Annotated in this window: 9 protein-coding genes; 7 read left to right on the top strand and 2 right to left on the bottom strand. The window is 36.8% G+C overall.

What is annotated here, in order from left to right; genetic code table 11:
* A complete protein-coding gene (locus GZ212_RS04890; RefSeq protein WP_370520456.1) occupies nt 1-1,668 on the top strand; it encodes an alpha-amylase family glycosyl hydrolase in 1,668 nt (555 codons plus the stop codon).
* Between the two features lies 1 nt (nt 1,669).
* A complete protein-coding gene (locus tag GZ212_RS04885; protein WP_166957786.1) occupies nt 1,670-3,784 on the top strand; it encodes a glycoside hydrolase family 97 protein in 2,115 nt (704 codons plus the stop codon).
* A gap of 22 nt (nt 3,785-3,806) precedes the next feature.
* On the opposite strand, the gene GZ212_RS04880 is transcribed toward GZ212_RS04885, so the two are convergent.
* Nucleotides 3,807-7,085 (bottom strand): T9SS type B sorting domain-containing protein, encoded by a 3,279-nt coding sequence (locus GZ212_RS04880; RefSeq protein ID WP_166957784.1) that lies wholly within the window; start codon nt 7,083-7,085, stop codon nt 3,807-3,809.
* Between the two features lie 192 nt (nt 7,086-7,277).
* Between GZ212_RS04880 and GZ212_RS04875 the strand changes: the two genes are divergently transcribed.
* The gene (locus tag GZ212_RS04875; protein WP_166957782.1) at nt 7,278-9,671 is read left to right on the top strand and encodes a GAF domain-containing protein; all 2,394 of its coding nucleotides are present in this window, start codon (nt 7,278-7,280) and stop codon (nt 9,669-9,671) included.
* Here GZ212_RS04875 and GZ212_RS04870 read toward each other — a convergent pair.
* Nucleotides 9,638-10,927: a Pycsar system effector family protein gene (locus GZ212_RS04870; RefSeq protein WP_166957780.1), complete on the bottom strand. Its 1,290-nt coding sequence runs from the start codon at nt 10,925-10,927 to the stop codon at nt 9,638-9,640. The two genes, GZ212_RS04875 and GZ212_RS04870, sit on opposite strands and share 34 nt — an antisense overlap.
* Nucleotides 10,928-11,133: 206 nt before the next feature.
* On the opposite strand from GZ212_RS04870, the gene msrB reads away from it, so the two are divergent.
* From msrB to GZ212_RS04850, 4 genes are read left to right on the top strand one after another with little or no spacing between them, the layout of a single operon-like run.
* Nucleotides 11,134-11,595 (top strand): peptide-methionine (R)-S-oxide reductase MsrB, encoded by a 462-nt coding sequence (gene msrB, locus GZ212_RS04865; protein ID WP_166957777.1) that lies wholly within the window; start codon nt 11,134-11,136, stop codon nt 11,593-11,595.
* Nucleotides 11,588-12,124: a peptide-methionine (S)-S-oxide reductase MsrA gene (gene msrA / locus GZ212_RS04860; RefSeq protein WP_166957775.1), complete on the top strand. Its 537-nt coding sequence runs from the start codon at nt 11,588-11,590 to the stop codon at nt 12,122-12,124. Before msrB ends, msrA begins: the two co-directional genes overlap by 8 nt.
* Nucleotides 12,125-13,684, top strand: a complete 1,560-nt coding sequence (locus GZ212_RS04855) for a protein adenylyltransferase SelO (RefSeq protein WP_166958160.1) — start codon at nt 12,125-12,127, stop codon at nt 13,682-13,684. It begins immediately after the preceding gene.
* 26 nt (nt 13,685-13,710) lie between these two features.
* Entirely contained in the window at nt 13,711-17,418 is a 3,708-nt protein-coding gene (locus GZ212_RS04850) for a metallophosphoesterase (protein WP_370520447.1), read from the top strand.
* The last annotated feature ends 3 nt before the right edge of the window (nt 17,419-17,421 follow it).

Genomic DNA, 17,421 nt, shown 5'->3' with positions numbered 1-17,421 from the left:
ATAAAACGATTTACTGCCATTTTTTTGCTTTGTATCTTTGTGTTGGCCTGTAAAAATGAGCCAAAGAAAGAAAATGTCGAGACTATGGCTAAGGTAGAAACCCCATTTGTATGGGAAGGAGCCAATATTTACTTTTTGTTGACAGATCGCTTTTATAATGGTGATGCTTCCAATGATGTCAATTTTGATAGAACCAAAGAAACGGCAGTGCTTCGTGGTTTTGAGGGGGGAGATATCAAAGGGGTAATTCAAAAAATTAAAGATGGATATTTTACTGACCTGGGTATCAATGCCATTTGGTTAACTCCAATTGTAGAGCAAATTCATGGGGCAACTGATGAAGGAACTGGGGCTACCTATGGTTACCATGGATATTGGACGAAAGATTGGACCTCTTTAGACCCTAATTTTGGAACAGAAGAAGATTTAAAGGAAATGATCCATTTGGCTCATGCCAAAGGAATCAGAGTGTTGCTTGATGCTGTTATTAATCATACCGGACCGGTTACTGATAAAGACCCTGTTTGGCCAGATGACTGGGTTAGAACAGGACCAGCATGTTCCTTTGATTCTTTTGATGGTACAGTGAGCTGTACCTTGGTTGAAAATTTGCCAGATGTTAAAACAGAAAGCAACGAATTGGTAGAGTTGCCTCCGCAATTGGTAGAAAAATGGAAAGCGGAAGGTAGATATGAGCAAGAGGTAGCAGAACTAGCAACCTTTTTTGACCAGACAGGATTGCCAAAATCGCCACGGTTTTACATAATGAAATGGTTGGCAGATTATATTACAAAGTATGGAATTGATGGGTATCGAGTAGATACGGTTAAACATACCGAGCCTTATGTGTGGCAAGAATTCAAAAAAGTATGTGATTCAGCTTTTTCTCAATGGAAAACAGAACATCCAGGCTTAGTATTGGATGCTAATGATTTCTATTTGGTTGGTGAAGTTTATAATTACAATATTAGTCATACAACCGCCTTTGATTTTGGCGATAGAAAAGTAAATTATTTTGATAGTGCCTTCAATAGTTTAATCAATTTTGAAATTAAATGGAATGCAGCCCAAATGTCCTATGAGGATATGTTTTCTAAATACAATCAGATTCTTCAAAATGACTTAAAGGGTTATGGTGTTTTAAATTATTTGACTTCCCATGATGATGGAGCACCCTTTGATAAGGAAAGGAGTAAGCCTTATGAGGCAGCAAATAAGTTATTGTTGTGTCCTGGAACTTCTCAGGTTTATTATGGGGATGAATCAGCACGACCTTTAATTGTAGAAGGCGCCAACGGTGATGCTAATTTACGCTCCAATATGAATTGGGAAGCTATTCAAAACAATCCAGAAACTCAGGCCGTTTTAAAACATTGGCAAAAATTGGGGACATTTAGGGCAAACCATCCAGCAATAGGAGCTGGGGTTCATCAAATGATTTCTCAAAGCCCTTATGTATTCTCCAGAAATTTTGTTCAAGGCGATTACAAAGATGAAGTGCTCATCGGATTAGATCTGCCAACAGGAGAAAAGGTACTGGATGTAGCGCAAGTGTTTGATAATGGAGCCGTTCTTCATGAGGCGTATTCAGATCAAATCGTAGAAGTAAAAGAAGGAAAAGTAACAATAAATTCAGAGGCAACCATCGTGTTGCTTGAAAAACAATAGTATGAAATATTTTTCAATGTTCCTGTTGACAATCCTTTTATCGGCTTGCCAAACAGAAGAAAAACAAGAAGTCTATAAGGTCTTATCTCCAAACAAGGAAATTGAAGTTGACTTTGGTTTGTCCAAGTCAGGAGAGGCCTATTACTCTGTTGTGTTTAATAAAAAGGTGATTGTGGACACGTCATCATTGGGCTTCGATTTTACAAATACCAAATCGTTCAGTGATAGTTTGATGGTTGTCAATACAGAAACCAAATCTTTTAATGAGACCTGGCAAATGCCTTGGGGAGAACAATTGGATGTTGTAAACCATTATAATGAATTGAAAATACAACTGGAGGAAACATCATCTTTAAAGAGAAAAATGAATTTAATTTTTAAAGTCTATGATGATGGTATCGGTTTTAGATATGAATTTCCGGAACAAGAAAATTTCAAGGAAGCCCTGATTTCTGAAGAGAATACAGAATTCAACTTAAATGAAGATTATAAAACTTTTTGGATTCCTGGTGATTGGGATATATATGAGCATCTTTATAACACGACTAAATTATCTCAAGTGGATGCGATAAGTAAAAGAAACCATCCCAATTTAGCGCAAACACATATTCCGAATAATGCCGTAAACACTCCTGTCACTATGGTAGGTTCAGATGGAACACATTTAAGTTTTCACGAGGCAGCCTTGGTTGATTTTTCTGGAATGACACTGCAGGTGGATACAGAAAATTTAGATTTAAAAAGTGTTTTGGTAGGAAGAGAGAATACCGAGTATAAGGTGAAAAAAATAGTACCTTTTGAAACGCCATGGAGAACCATTCAAATTACTAAAGATGCTCCTTCTTTAATTGAATCTCGATTGATTGTCAACTTGAATGAACCGAATAAAATAGGTGATGTGTCTTGGTTTACACCTATGAAATATACTGGAGTTTGGTGGGAAATGCATTTGGGGAAATCGTCTTGGGATTATGGTATGACTCAAGATATGAGCACTTGGACCGAAGGAGGTAAATCAAATGGAACTCATGGGGCTACTACCGCAAACGTGAAAAATTATATTGATTTCTCAGCTAAGAATAATATAGGTGGTGTTTTGGTAGAGGGATGGAACACAGGTTGGGAACATTGGATAGGATTTGAAGATAGGGAAGGTGTTTTTGACTTTGTAACGCCCTACCCAGATTATGATATTGAAGAGGTGGTGAGATATGGAAAAGAAAAGGGTGTACAAGTGATTATGCATCATGAAACATCGGCGGCCACTGAAACTTATACCAAGCAACAAGATACTGCCTATGCACTTATGCAAAGTTTAGGGATGCATGCCGTTAAGACGGGATATGTCGGGAAAATTTTACCCAAGGGAGAATATCATCATGGTCAATATATGGTGAATCATTACAACAATGCTGTTATAAAAGCTGCAGGTTATCAAGTGGCTATCAATGCGCATGAACCAATAAAAGCAACTGGTTTAAGAAGAACTTACCCGAATACTATTTCAAGGGAAGGTTTGCGTGGACAGGAATTCAATGCTTGGGCTACCGATGGTGGTAATCCACCAGAACATCTACCTATTGTTGCATTTACTAGGATGTTAGCTGGACCTATTGATTATACACCTGGAATATTTGATATTAAATTTGATGATTATAAAAAGGATAATCAAGTCAACACTACGTTGGGACAGCAATTGGCCTTGTATGTAGTAATCTACAGTCCGGTTCAAATGGCCGCAGATTTGGTGGAACATTATGAGTCTAGACCAGATGCTTTACAATTTATCAAAGATGTAGGTGTGGATTGGGAAGCAACCGATGTCTTGGATGGAGCAGTGGGTGATTTTGTTGTTATTGCTAGAAAAGAGCGACAAACGGGGAACTGGTTTGTTGGAGGTATTACCGATGAAAATTCGAGAACAATCGACTTGGATTTTAGTTTCCTTGAAGAGGGTGTAACATATAAAGCCTCTATTTATAAAGATGGAAAAGATGCTCATTGGGATACAAACCCTACTTCTTTAGAGATTGAACACATGGAAATTACCAAAGATTCTAAAATGACTTTAGAATTGGCTGAGGGTGGCGGATTTGCCATAAGCCTTATGAAATAAATAAAAGCTCCGAAAGGGGCTTTTATCTCTTTAGGGAGAAGTGTCCTCGATATGTTTCTCCACTTATTCTAGTGACCAGAAACCAGTAATCATTAGAAGGCATATTATGACCGTTGTATGTACCATCCCATCCCCAATCTGAACCTTTGAAAGTAGTAAGTAACTTGCCGTACCTATCAAAAATTATAACCTCCAAACCAGGTTCAGTCTCGGCACCATAAATTTGCCAAAAATCATTTTGACCATCGTCGTTGGGGGTGAAAAAACTAGGGTAATTCATAAGATATACTACTTCAGTAACTAGGCCACAACCATTTTTATCTCTGACGTAAACCGTATATTCACCAGGAAGCAGATTTCCAAAGAAATTGGAGTCTTGAAAGTTGAAACCATCAATAGAATATTCATAGTGACCAAATCCGGAGGCTGTTATCTCAATAGTATTGTTGTTTGCTGTCCAGTCTGTAGTCTCAACGGATTCTATTGTGGCAATGCTTGAAGAGAAAACTGTGAAAGTTTTAGTACTATCACAATAAAAGTCTCCAAAATTATTTGAGACCGTCACGGTATATTCACCTGAATCAGTTACCACGATGCTAGGTGTTGACTGACCTGTAGACCATAAATAGGCATCATATCCCTGGTCTGCCTGTAACATGATTGAGCTACCATCACAAACCATAATATTTTCGGAATCACTTAAAGAAGGTGGATAGCCTACAATAATTTGAAAGGAGGTCGTGCCATGACAAATTTCAAGTGTATTATGTACTACACGAACATATATGGTCTGAGGGCTTGACGTATTAGTAAACGTTGTTGAAATGGGATTATTACCCGAATCTGCATCACTCTGGGATAAATGATAGGTAACCGTGTAATTTTCTGGATTTTGATTCCCTAGAACTTGAGAAGTCTGTTGAGTTAAATCAAATTGGCCCGTTGTAGAGCCATTTTCATTGCAAATGACAATATCGTCGGGAGTAAAAACACTAACTACGGGAACCAAATCCTCTAAATTCACAATGGTGTTTTCGATACTCCCACAGGCATCTTCTACTTTAATCTCGTAGGTGCCAGGAGGAAGATCGGTAAAAATGTTATCTTCTCCATTATCTATCAGAAAGGGTGAAATAATACTAAAATTGTAGGGTGCAATCCCAATAACATCCACAAGGATATCAGAATTTCCAGAAGATCCATCACAGTTTAAATTGAAAACATCTTGGATAATCAAATCCTGTGAAATTTCAAATTCCGCAAAAATATCTAAACAAAAGGCATTTGGATTAGGGTTGTTATACACTTTAAATGCTTTAACAAGCCTAAAAGTCCCTGTCAAAAAGATGTTATAAATCATTTCCTCATTTTGCATTTGAATAGCATTGTCTGTGTTGGGCATATCACCTTCTGTATAGGGTGCTCCTGTATCAGGGTGTCCCCAAGTATCAGCTTCTGGGAAATATTTTTGAAACCAATAAGTAATTGAATGGATGGAATTATTGGTCTCAAAAACACCTACATCAAAGGAACCACAGTTTACATTCAAATTATAAATGTTAGGTGTGGTGTAATAGGTGGGTACGAAAATGTTTAAATCATCAATGTTGCCACATTCATCGGTAATTTGTACCACGTAGTCTCCAGCAGCCAATTGATTTGTGTAAAAAATACCAATAGTATTTATTTGAGCGCTAAAGTCATATGGTAAGGCTTCAGAAAATTCTGGAGGAGCTTGAAGTATTAAAATGGATGCAATATCTGCTACAGGACTAAAAATCCTCAAAGTTCCTGTTTCTGTTTCGCAATTTGGTGTGGTATAAATAATCGGTTCCACAACACTAGCTTCTGGAATTGTAAATTCAATTTCATATTCATCACCACATTCGTCAATAACTAAAATTATGTAGTCACCCATCGGTAAATTTTCAACTGTTAAAGAGCTGCCGTCACTTGAAATAAATTCTGAAACATCAAAAGGAAGGGTTTCATCAAAGGCGTCTGGTGCTACAATAATACTGGCAGATACCATTTCCCTAGTAGGAATTTTAATAAGAATACTGCCAGATGAGACGCCACAGCCACTATCCATAGGCACCACAATAGGGTCTATTAAAATTTCCTCCAAAGTGAAGGTGAGACTGGCTGTACGCCCACAACTATCTTCTACTTCAACGGTGTAGGATCCGTAGGGTAAGTCAGCATCCATGTCATCAGGATGTACCCCATTTTCGGTAAAGGGGCCGGGATGCATACTGTTGTACTCGCTGGGATCAAATCCGTCGGGATAATCTGTGATCTCCATGGTATAGGGAGGAGTGATTTGCGATGTAATGACCGAAAAACTTCTTCCGCATTCACTTCTAAATGGGGCAATGACAATAAGGGGTTCCGGTAAAATGGTGTCATTAAGATTGGCTAGATTACCACATCCATCCTCTACAACAATATCAATTTCAAATTCTTCGTGTTCAAAAATTCCTATAGTTTGGGTAGCAAGGGTTCCTAATCCATCTCCATTGCTTATTGTTTGATTATAGGTGACGCTGGGAGATCCATCGGGTGGGTAAACCGTGTATGTAATTTGAAGCGGGTAAGATATTTGGCTTCCCTCATCAGGGTATATTTGATTAAAAATGTCAATTTCATCACAGCTCGCAAATATTGCGGGAAGTGATACTTCATCTATATTCAAACTATTGGTGCCTAAAACAACAGTAAATGTTTTTGTAAGTGCATTTCCACAATCGTCATTTACTCTAACTACATAAGTGCCTACTGGAAGATTGTTGAAAATGTTTGAGGATTGTGTAGGGACTGTGATGGGTCCCGATATGATTTCATAGGTTACTGGGTTCCCAGAAAGTACTATAATCTCTAGGTTAGTGGTTGTACAATTGTTTGAATAAAACTGAGTGATTTCATAATCTAGGGCTGTTGTTGCGTTGGCAATAGTGGCATCCGCCTGTTGAGTACCTTGTTCGTTATTCAAGGTTTGTGTGGCAATTACTAGATAATCGCCTGACTCCAAGTTATTGAAAGCGTTGTTAGAAGTTTGGGCTATAGGCGTTCCAACATCAGGATATTCATATAAGGTGTAAAGTATCGTTGAACCAGCCGTTGTTCCTGACACCGTCATTTGAATAGAGCCATTTCCAGAGCAAGTTTCGTCGGTTGATGAAACCGAAAAGTTGAAGTCAGATAGTTGAGAATGTCCTATTTGGGCAATGAAAAGCATTACCCATAGAAAAAAATATTTTTTTTGGGGATGGAAGATTCTTATCTGATGAGGTATTTTCATACGAAAATTGGTTTGACAATTTAAAGAATTTGTTTAAGGAATTTTAAAAATGAACCTAGAAATTGTGCTTTTTAGAGGAGAGGTCAAAGATTTAGCCTTAAAAACGTCATTAATTGTCAAAATTTAAGTGTTAACTTCATGTTATGAATAGTGTCAAGTACCGACAAACGCTATAATTTGTATCTTTATTCTATGATAGACTTAAACGATAGCATCATATCACCAATGGAATTCAAGGTGAGTTTTAACAAACTCCTTGAGAAGTACGAGCAGCTTGCAAAATCTGAGGATGCACATCTGGCTTCTAAGGCTAAGCGTATTTTGGAGGTGCAAGAACCTTATCCTGCTTTAAGAGATGGCTTTTGTGATTTAGCTCTTTTAGACACTTATCAAGATCAAATAAAGGTATTGCTGCAGGATTCATTTGCTGATGTCCTAACAGATAATGAAATCAAAACAGCATCACTACCACTACATAATATAATTTTTAATTCGAGTGAAAGATTTAAGACCATCATTTCAGAAGCAGGTGATGATTTTGAGATAACAATACATAACTTAAATGACACTGAATCTTATGTGTTGCTTTGCACCATTGTTCTTTATCATTGTTATGGTATAAGCTTAAATTTCAAGCGCCCATTTTTCTATGAAATTCCAGATTCAAATGGAATAACTAGACATTATAAGATTCTCTATAATGCCGATTTTATTGAGGTAGAAAGAAAACCTGAAACGCCCAAAATTACCGAAAAGGATTTGGATCAACTTCTGGATAACTTTGATGATATAGATCTTTGGAAAGAGAAGTTTCCACCAAATGGATACGTGTTGAAGGGATTTGTCATTTCAAACATATTTGATGTGACAAATGATCAAGCTATCTCTAATATTAAGTCCAGTTTAATTTCAAGGGGAGACCCATCAAAAAAAGATTTCATAGAAGATTTCGAGAATATTTTTCAAGCCTTTTTTGGTTTGAAAGATTTGAAGGTGGGCTTTTCCATATACAATAAAGAGGATGTCACTTTTGAGAGAGCTTATGGGCAAACAATGAGTAGTTATTTACTAGATGATGAGGAGTGTATTAATTGTTCCGATTTTTTGAGTAGGTGGTCTTTCAATAGACTGTTGAATGAGAAAAAATTCTTTGCTATTTCTGATGTAGAAGCTACGTACAAGAAAAATAAAACAAAGAAAGCCTTCTTAAAACATTTACTAGAAAAGGGAGTGAAAAGTGCCATTTTTGCACCCATAGCAAATCAAGAGGGACTGTTGGGCGTATTGGAATTGGTGTCCTTTACCCCCAAAGAACTGAATAGCATCAATGCGCAAAAGTTGGCAGATGTGATGCCGCACCTTGTGGATGCTGTTGAGAATTCTAAGAATGAATATGAGAACATGGTAGAGGCGGTGATTCAACAGGAGTGCACCTCCATTCATCCTAGTGTGCACTGGAAATTTAGACGAGCGGCAGAGAAGTTTATCAAAGAAAATATTATAGAAAACCGAAATACATCATTCAGTAAGATCTCCTTTGATGACGTTTATCCCTTATTTGGACAAATTGATGTGAGTGGTTCCTCCGAAGCTAGAAATCAAGCAACTCAAAAGGATTTAAAGCTTCAGCTCAATTTGGCTCTTAAGATTATTAATGAGGCTAGAAAAGAAAAGGTTATGCCCATTTATGATCACATGGCTTTTCAAGTTCAAGAATATGTAAGTCAAATTGAAGGTGATTTCAAGGTGGATAGCGAAAGACAAATTACCCATTTCTTCAAAAAGGAAATGAGTCCGTTTTTTGAACTTTTAAGAAAAAGTCATTCTGAATTAAAAAATGATATCGACGATTATTTCAAGAAAATTGATGAAGATTTGGATGTCATTTATCATTATAGGAAAAATTACGATAAGACCATTCGTCTACTCAATAGAAACATGGCAAACTTGTTGGATAGGCGGCAATTAGGTGCTCAAGACATGTATCCGCACTTCTTTGAAAGATTTAAAACAGATGGAGTGGAGCACAATATGTATATAGGTGAATCCATAACCAAAGAAACCAGTTTTAATATCATGCACTTATATAATTTGCGTTTATGGCAAATGCAGGTTATGTGTGAAATGGAAAATGAGTTTTATAACAACCAGCATTTATATCCTGTAAACTTGGAAGTTGCATCAATGATTCTTGTTTTTAACCAACCATTATCCATTCGATTCAGAATGGATGAAAAGCAATTTGATGTTGATGGATCTTACAATGCTAGATATGAAGTGGTTAAAAAACGGGTGGATAAGGCATTTATTAAGGGTACAGAACAACGGGTGACCGAAAGTGGAAAGCTTTGCATTGTATACTCTCAAAGCGAGGACGAAGAGGAATATCTAAGTTATATAAAATTCCTACAGTCAAAACATGTTTTGGGTGATGATGTTCAAGTGGTTGAACTTCAGGATTTACAAGGCGTAACTGGTTTAAAAGCTATACGGGTTAGTATTCTTTATACGAACAATGAGGAAGATCAAAAAAATGGCAACTCCTTTTACACTTATGAGGATTTGATGGAAACCATTAAATCATAATCTTTTATTTCTTTATGAATGACGGTTTGTTCTTGATGATAACTAATGACATCATCTAGATCCTTTTTTCCATTTTTATGAAAGGAAATCATAAAGGCAATAACTGAAATAATCATTCCTGCCATAAAGAAGGTGTAGGTCATTCTGAGGATTCGGTATTTTCTATCCAATACTTTTCCTAAAAAGTATAAATCCTTGGTTAAGGATTTATAAACATATTCCTTGTCTTGAAGTAGCTCGTCAACGGCCCATTCATATTCATCGAGTTTCATTTTATGAAAATTTCCAAAAAAGGTCAAATTGACTTCTTTGTTTTCCACATCTTCCTTGGTAAACTCACCGCGCGTAATATTAGGTCTTGTGGCGATAATGGAAAGTACCATGGATATAATGCTGGAAACTAAAAATATGGCAGTTGGAATAATTAGATAAGCATTTGATGGACTATCCAGTTTAGACATTAAGTTAGATAGCACTAAAGAAATAATAATGGCATTAACCGAAAGCAATATGTTGGCTTTTGTATCGGCAATATCACTTAACTTAATGTGGTTTCTTAGCGCCACACGGTAGAAGGTTTGAATGCCTCTTTCTGGACTGGCATTTTTATATTTGGCCTTCATTTTGGCCTTCATTTCCTCCTTTTTACGCTTTTTCTTTAACTTATTCTTTGTTTTAATAAGTTTGCCTAAGTTTTTTTCTTTTTGCGGTTGCCAATTCTTCAGGGCATAATCGGTATAAAACTCATGCTTAGTACTAAGCATTTTAATATTCTCGTTCAGCCAGTCACTACTGGAATGTTGAGCGATACCTTGTATTTCAAGTTCCTTCCTCAAAAACTCACTAGCTTCCTCAAAATATTCTTTGCCAAAATGAGAAGAATCAGCATCTCTAATAATCTTTTCAATTTGGGACTTCGGCTCATCACTCATTTTTGTAGCCAATATACATTGACTCACTTTTTCAATGATGCTATCATCAGCGTTTTCTTCTTTCAAGAAATTCTTTGCAATTTTGACACTTTCTTCTTCATGATTATTTCTGGTAACTGTGTACCCTGTATCGTGTAAAATAGCTGCCAATTGAAGTGCTTTAGCAGTTTCTTTATCTATGTCTTCATTGCCATCTATAATTTCCCGAAGGCTTCGCAAAACCCTTTCGGTATGGGTGAAATTGTGGTACAAAAAACTTTGATCCAAATTTTCTTTGAAAAGGTTGAAAACAAATTCTTCGGCTTTCTTAACTATTTGCGACATATTTTGAAATTAACTGATATACAAAGTACTAAAATAACTTATTTTGAAATAAAGTTGGATAAAGAAAAAAACTTGATATCATACTTGTTTCAATATTAAAACAAATAGCGGAAAAATCTTGTTAAACCTTTTATAAAACTGTTTTTCACTGACTTCCTTTTTGCTAACTTATCCTCTCATGTTAAAATATTAAAGCGAGAAATACCATGTTACTTTGGAAACATATCATAGATTTTGCAGTTAATGGCAATCCCAATCCTGAACGTAGAGTTGAGAAATCAGAGGAAGACTGGAAGGAAATTTTAACCTCAGACCAATTTAGAATAACAAGAAAAAAAGGAACCGAAATGGCTGGCACTGGAGCGTTTTGTTCTAGTCATAAACCAGGAAAATATCATTGTGTTTGTTGTAATCAACCCCTTTTTGATTCCACTATAAAGTTTGAGTCTGGAACGGGATGGCCCAGTTTTACGCAACCTGTAAAAGAAAACGCCGTGAAATATGAAAAGGATGTGACTATGGGAATGGTGCGGGTTGAAATTCTTTGCAATGTTTGTGATGCCCACTTGGGGCATGTGTTTCCTGATGGTCCTGAACCCAGTGGGTTAAGGTATTGTGTCAATTCTGCTTCTTTGGTTTTGGAAAGTGAATCTGTAGCCAATGAATAATCAAATGGAAACGATTGTTATAGGAGGAGGATGCTTTTGGTGTACTGAGGCAGTTTTCCAAGAGGTTTTGGGAGTCGAAAAAGTAACTTCAGGGTATTCTGGAGGTACGGTTCCTGGAAAACCTACTTATCGTGAGATTTGTTCAGGTCTTACAGGTCACGCAGAGGTTGTGCAGGTTGAATTTGATTCAAAGATTATTTCATTAGCCGATATCTTGATCATATTTATAACTACCCATGACCCAACGACCTTGAATCGTCAAGGGGCTGATGTGGGAACCCAATATAGGTCTGTGATTTTTTATAAAGATAAAGCGCAAATGGATGTGGCTGAGAAGGTGGTTTCAGAAGTTCAAAAATATTACGACGCTCCTATAGTAACAGAAATAAGTCCTTTGGTGAATTTTTTTGAAGCTGAAGAAGAGCATCAAAATTATTATAAATTGCATCCTTCTCAAGGCTATTGCACCTATGTCATTTCTCCTAAACTTTCTAAGCTGAGAGAATGGCACGCTAATAAATTGAAATAGATACCATTGATTATAGATAACACATATAGTAAAGAACTACTTGCAGATCCGATTCTTGAAAACTACAGGAGACAAGTTTTGGGAGCGGCATTTTCCTATGTAGAGCCAGTAAAACCATCCCATCCACAATTGGTTCATGTCTCTTCAGAAATGATTGAGAACATTGGGTTGTCAATTAAAGAGGTCAAGTCCAAAGAATTTTTGGATTGGGTTTCTGGAAATGATATTTACCCAAATACTAAGCCTTATGCTATGAACTATGGTGGGCACCAATTTGGGAATTGGGCCGGACAGTTGGGAGATGGAAGGGCCATTAACCTTTTTGAAGCTTATCATAAAAACAAGCGTTGGATGCTCCAATTAAAAGGTGCTGGCCCTACCCCATATTCGCGACAAGGAGATGGATTGGCTGTGCTCAGGTCTTCCATACGTGAATATTTGTGCAGTGAAGCCATGTATCATTTGGGAGTGCCAAGCACCCGTGCACTTTCTCTAGTGTTAACTGGAGACCAAGTTATGAGAGATATGATGTATGATGGACACGCGGCATATGAGCCAGGAGCCATCGTTTGTAGAGTGGCCCCAACTTTCATTCGTTTTGGTAATTTTGAAATTTTTGCAGCAAGACAGGATGTGAAAAATTTAAAGGCTTTAGCTGATTATACAATCAAGTATTTTTATCCAGAATTGGGTACACCTTCTAAAGCAGTCTATCTTAATTTTTTTAAGGAAGTAACAAATCGAACTTTGGAAATGATCATTCATTGGCAGCGGGTTGGGTTTGTTCACGGTGTGATGAATACTGATAATATGTCCATACTAGGGTTGACCATAGATTATGGGCCTTACGGTTGGTTAGAAGGCTTTGAGTTTGGTTGGACGCCAAATACTACCGATGCGGAACATAAAAGATACCGATATGGGAATCAACCTAATGTAGGTTTATGGAATTTATTACAATTGGCTAATGCATTGTATCCGCTTATAGAAGATTCCAAAGCTTTAGAGGACATCTTGAACGGTTATAGGGATACGTATGAAAAGAAATTTTTAGAAATGATGAGTTCTAAAATTGGCCTTTCAGAAAGCTTGCCAACCGATAAATTGCTTATACAGACCCTAGAGGATAACCTAATGTTGACCGAAACAGATATGACAATTTTCTTTCGTAACTTGAGTCAATTTCAAAAGAACCATCCGGAAGATGGCTGGGCAATCATTAAAGAAGCATTTTATGAAGATGTGAATAATGAAGAAACTATTAAGAAATGGAATCATTGGTTTAATAATTATGCCACTCGCCTTCAAAAGGAATCCAAATCAGATTCAGATAGAGCAAAACAAATGAATCAAATCAACCCAAAATATGTCTTGAGAAACTACATGGCACAATTGGCAATTGATGATGCCGAAACTGGCAATTATAGTTTATTAGAAGAGCTTTTCAATTTATTGAAACAACCCTATGAAGAACAGCCTGAGAAGGAAAAATGGTTTGCTAAGAGACCTGATTGGGCACGTCATAAAATTGGGTGTTCCATGTTGTCCTGCAGCTCTTAAGATTGTTTATTAAAAACCTAAACCGCTTGAAAAGAAGATACTATAGAATTTTCGTTTTATTCTTTACCGTTTTAATGACATCTTGTGGAACCTATGGTCCACAGTATAAAGATGAAGACGATAAAAACAACACATTTCCTACTAAAGAAGCTGATAAAACCTTTTACTTAATTGGAGATGCAGGAAAGTCTCCGGAAAATGGAATGTCCTTGGGTCTTACCGCGTTGAATGACTACTTAAAGGGAAAGAAAACCAAAGGGGATTTTACCATTTTTCTGGGAGATAATATTTATCCTTCTGGTCTACACTCAGAAAATCATAAAGACCGCCAAGAGGATGAAAACAACTTAAATGCCCAATTTAGAGCTGTAGAAGGCTTTGAAGGCGATGTATATTTTATACCGGGAAATCACGAATGGTATGCCGATGGTGTAAAGGGTGTGAAAGAACAGGAAAAATTTGTAGAAGCAGCCTTAGGTAAAAATACGTTTAAGCCAGAAAATGGTTGTCCGATAGAAACAATTGAAGTCAATGATAAAATTGAATTGATTATCATTGATACTCAATGGTACTTGGAAGATTGGAATAAGCATCCCACAATTAATGATGAATGTGAAATAAAGACACGTGAGCGATTCCTGATGGAATTAGAAGGGGAGTTGAAAAAAAATCAAGAGAAGACCATTGTTCTTGCTATGCATCACCCTATGTTTACCAATGGTGTTCATGGAGGATATTACTCTTGGAAAAGGCATATTTTTCCAACTGAGAAAAACATTCCGCTACCTATATTAAGTTCGCTGGCAGCTCAAATAAGAGTTCAAGGGGGGATTTCAATTCAAGATAGATACAATGAGCGTTATAACAGTTTGATGCAAAGATTGGAAGTTGTGTCGATGGATTATGGCAAAGTGATTTTTGTGTCAGGTCATGAGCATAATCTTCAATACATCGAGAAGGATGGTGTAAAGCAAATTGTTTCGGGTTCAGGAGCTAAGGAATCTGGAGCTGTGTTGGCAGACAGTGGTGTTTTTGCTACAGGACATCAAGGCTTTGTGGAATTAACTATTTTTAAAGATGGTAGTAGTTGGGTGAAGTATTTTAGTGCGGAAAATGGTCAAAGCCAATTATTGTTTCAAAAAGAGGTGTTTCCTTCCAAACCTAACTATGATGTTTCAGATTTGCCAGATTCATTTCCCAATGAAGTGGAAGTATCAATTTATACGGAGGAGGAAACAGATAAATCACAATTTTTTAAATCATTTTGGGGCAATCATTATCGCGATGTTTATAGTACTAAAATCAATGCTAAAGTTGCTACCTTAGATACGCTTAAAGGTGGACTTGAAATTGTAAGGCCAGGAGGAGGGCATCAAACAAGGTCTTTAAGACTTAAAGATAAAAGCGGTAGGGAATACAACATGAGAGCACTCAGGAAAAGTGCAACTCAATTGCTGCAATCAACTGTTTTTAAGGATGCCTATGTGAAAGATCAGTTTGAAAAAACCGTGGTAGAGGACCTCATTTTAGATTATTATACGGCAGCTCACCCTTATGCTTTTGCAGTCGTTCCCGATTTGTCTTCAGCCATTGATGTATACCATACAAACCCTGAGATCTATTACATTCCGAAGCATAAATACTTAAAGGATTTCAATAAAGATTATGGGAATGAACTTTACATGATTGTGGAGCGACCAGAAGAAAATTATACCAATGAAAGAACCTTTGGTTATGCTGATGATTTGGAAAGTACCCATGATATTATTGAAAAAATAAGAGAGGATGAAAAGTATAAGATAGATCAAGAAGCATATGTTCGGGCTCGTTTATTCGATATGTTGATAGGTGATTGGGACAGGCATCAGGATCAATGGCGTTGGGCGCAGTTTGACCAAGAAAATGGAGATAAAATTTATAAACCTATTCCAAGAGATAGGGATCAGGTATTTTCAAATTTTGACGGTGCTTTTTTAGATGTTCTTAAGTTTATTTCAGAAGCCTCAAAGCAGTTGCAGGTGTATGATGCCGAACTCAAGGATTTAAGATGGATGAACAAGGACGGTATTTTATTAGATCGGGTATTATCCCAACAAGCTGATCGAGACATGTGGCATGAACAAGCCAAATACATTCAAGGTCATATCACGAGTGATGTAATAGAAAAGGCTTTTTCTAGAATACCGGAGGAAGTACGGGACACTACTATATTAGAAATCAAGAAAAATTTTGAAAGTAGATTATCTATACTAGACAATATTGCTGATAGATACTACAATATCTTAACAGAATTGGTGGTTTTAACGGGTACTGATAAAGATGATTACATTGAAATAATTAGGGAGGCCGATAACAAAACCAGAGTTAAGATATCAAGGATAAAGGATGGTGAAAAAGCAGATGTTCTTGTAGATCGAGTATTGGATAAAGAACAAACCAAGGAGATTTGGGTTTATGCTTTGGATGATAAAGATGTTATCGAGGTAAGTGGGGATGCTAAAGGTTTGATATATACCCGAGTCATTGGCGGTCAAAATAATGATACTTACATTATTAAACGTGGTAAAAAAGTAAGGGTATATGATTACTGGAGTAAAAAGAATACCATTCAAGAAAAGAAAGGCGGTTCTGTAAAATTTACGGATATCTACAATCTTAATTTATTTGATTATAAAAAAACCATAGTTAAACAAAATTTATTCACACCAAGGGTTGCCTTTAATCCGGATGATGGATTGCTGCTAGGAGCATCCTTTCAAAGAACAATTAAAGGGTTTCAAGCCAATCCATTCTCTCAACAACATCGGTTTACAGCAGGTTATTATTTTGCTACTAGTGGATTTAAGGCTACCTATGATGGGGAGTTTGCCAATGCTATTAGGGATTGGAATTTATTAGTAAGTGGACTTTTGACCACAGAAAATTATAGTGATAATTTCTTTGGGTATGGTAATGAGACCAAGAATTATGATGATGAGTTGGGACTTAATTACAATCGGGTTAGAACAGGAATCTATCGTCTTAAGGCTGGTTTGGTGAAGCGTGGAAACTTTGGTAGTGATTATGGGTTTAATGTCATAGCTGAAGGAATAGAAATAGAACCATCAAGCGATCGGTTTGTTGAAGATTACCAACCTGATTTAGATTCTGATTTCTTTGATAGACGTTTTTTTGGAACCCTAGAAGCTACTTACCGCTATGAAAGCTATGATAAGAAAGTAGTTCCAACCAGAGGTATGGATTTTCTTTTTAACGTGGGAATCAAAGGTGAATTTGAAGATTTGGATACCAATTATGGCTTTGTCAACACCCATTTGGGGTTCTATAATGCCTTATCAAGTAATAGGAAATTGGTATTAAAAACCAAGGTAGCCTCCCAATTGAGAATAGGTGACGACTTTTTATTTTATCAAGCAGCTCAAATAGGAGATCAAAATGGCTTGAGAGGATATAGAACCGAGCGGTTTACAGGTAGAAATTCCCTAGTGGGAAGTACCGATCTACGTTATGGGTTCAATACGTTTAAAACTAGTTTTATTCCTTTGCAGATTGGCGTATTTGGAGGTTTTGATGTGGGTCGTGTTTGGGTGCAAGATGACCAATCAGATAAATGGCACAATGACTATGGTGGTGGATTTTGGATCGCCACTGCAGAAAGTTTAGCTGGAACGGTGAACCTATTTAAAAGTTCAGAAGGTTGGAGATTTACTTTTGGTTTCGGCTTTGATTTTTAATTT

This window comes from Mangrovimonas sp. CR14 (assembly GCF_011764015.1).
In the GTDB taxonomy this organism is placed as follows: domain Bacteria; phylum Bacteroidota; class Bacteroidia; order Flavobacteriales; family Flavobacteriaceae; genus Mangrovimonas; species Mangrovimonas futianensis.
This window is presented reverse-complemented; position numbering and strand designations above follow the sequence as displayed.

Excerpts from the sequence above, each read along its gene's own strand:
- GZ212_RS04885 (WP_166957786.1), top strand. The coding sequence starts at position 1,670 with ATGAAATATTTTTCAATGTTCCTGTTGACAATCCTTTTATCGGCTTGC.
- GZ212_RS04870 (WP_166957780.1), bottom strand. The coding sequence starts at position 10,927 with ATGTCGCAAATAGTTAAGAAAGCCGAAGAATTTGTTTTCAACCTTTTC.
- GZ212_RS04875 (WP_166957782.1), top strand. The coding sequence starts at position 7,278 with ATGATAGACTTAAACGATAGCATCATATCACCAATGGAATTCAAGGTG.
- msrB (WP_166957777.1), top strand. The coding sequence starts at position 11,134 with ATGTTACTTTGGAAACATATCATAGATTTTGCAGTTAATGGCAATCCC.
- GZ212_RS04880 (WP_166957784.1), bottom strand. The coding sequence starts at position 7,085 with ATGAAAATACCTCATCAGATAAGAATCTTCCATCCCCAAAAAAAATAT.
- msrA (WP_166957775.1), top strand. The coding sequence starts at position 11,588 with ATGAATAATCAAATGGAAACGATTGTTATAGGAGGAGGATGCTTTTGG.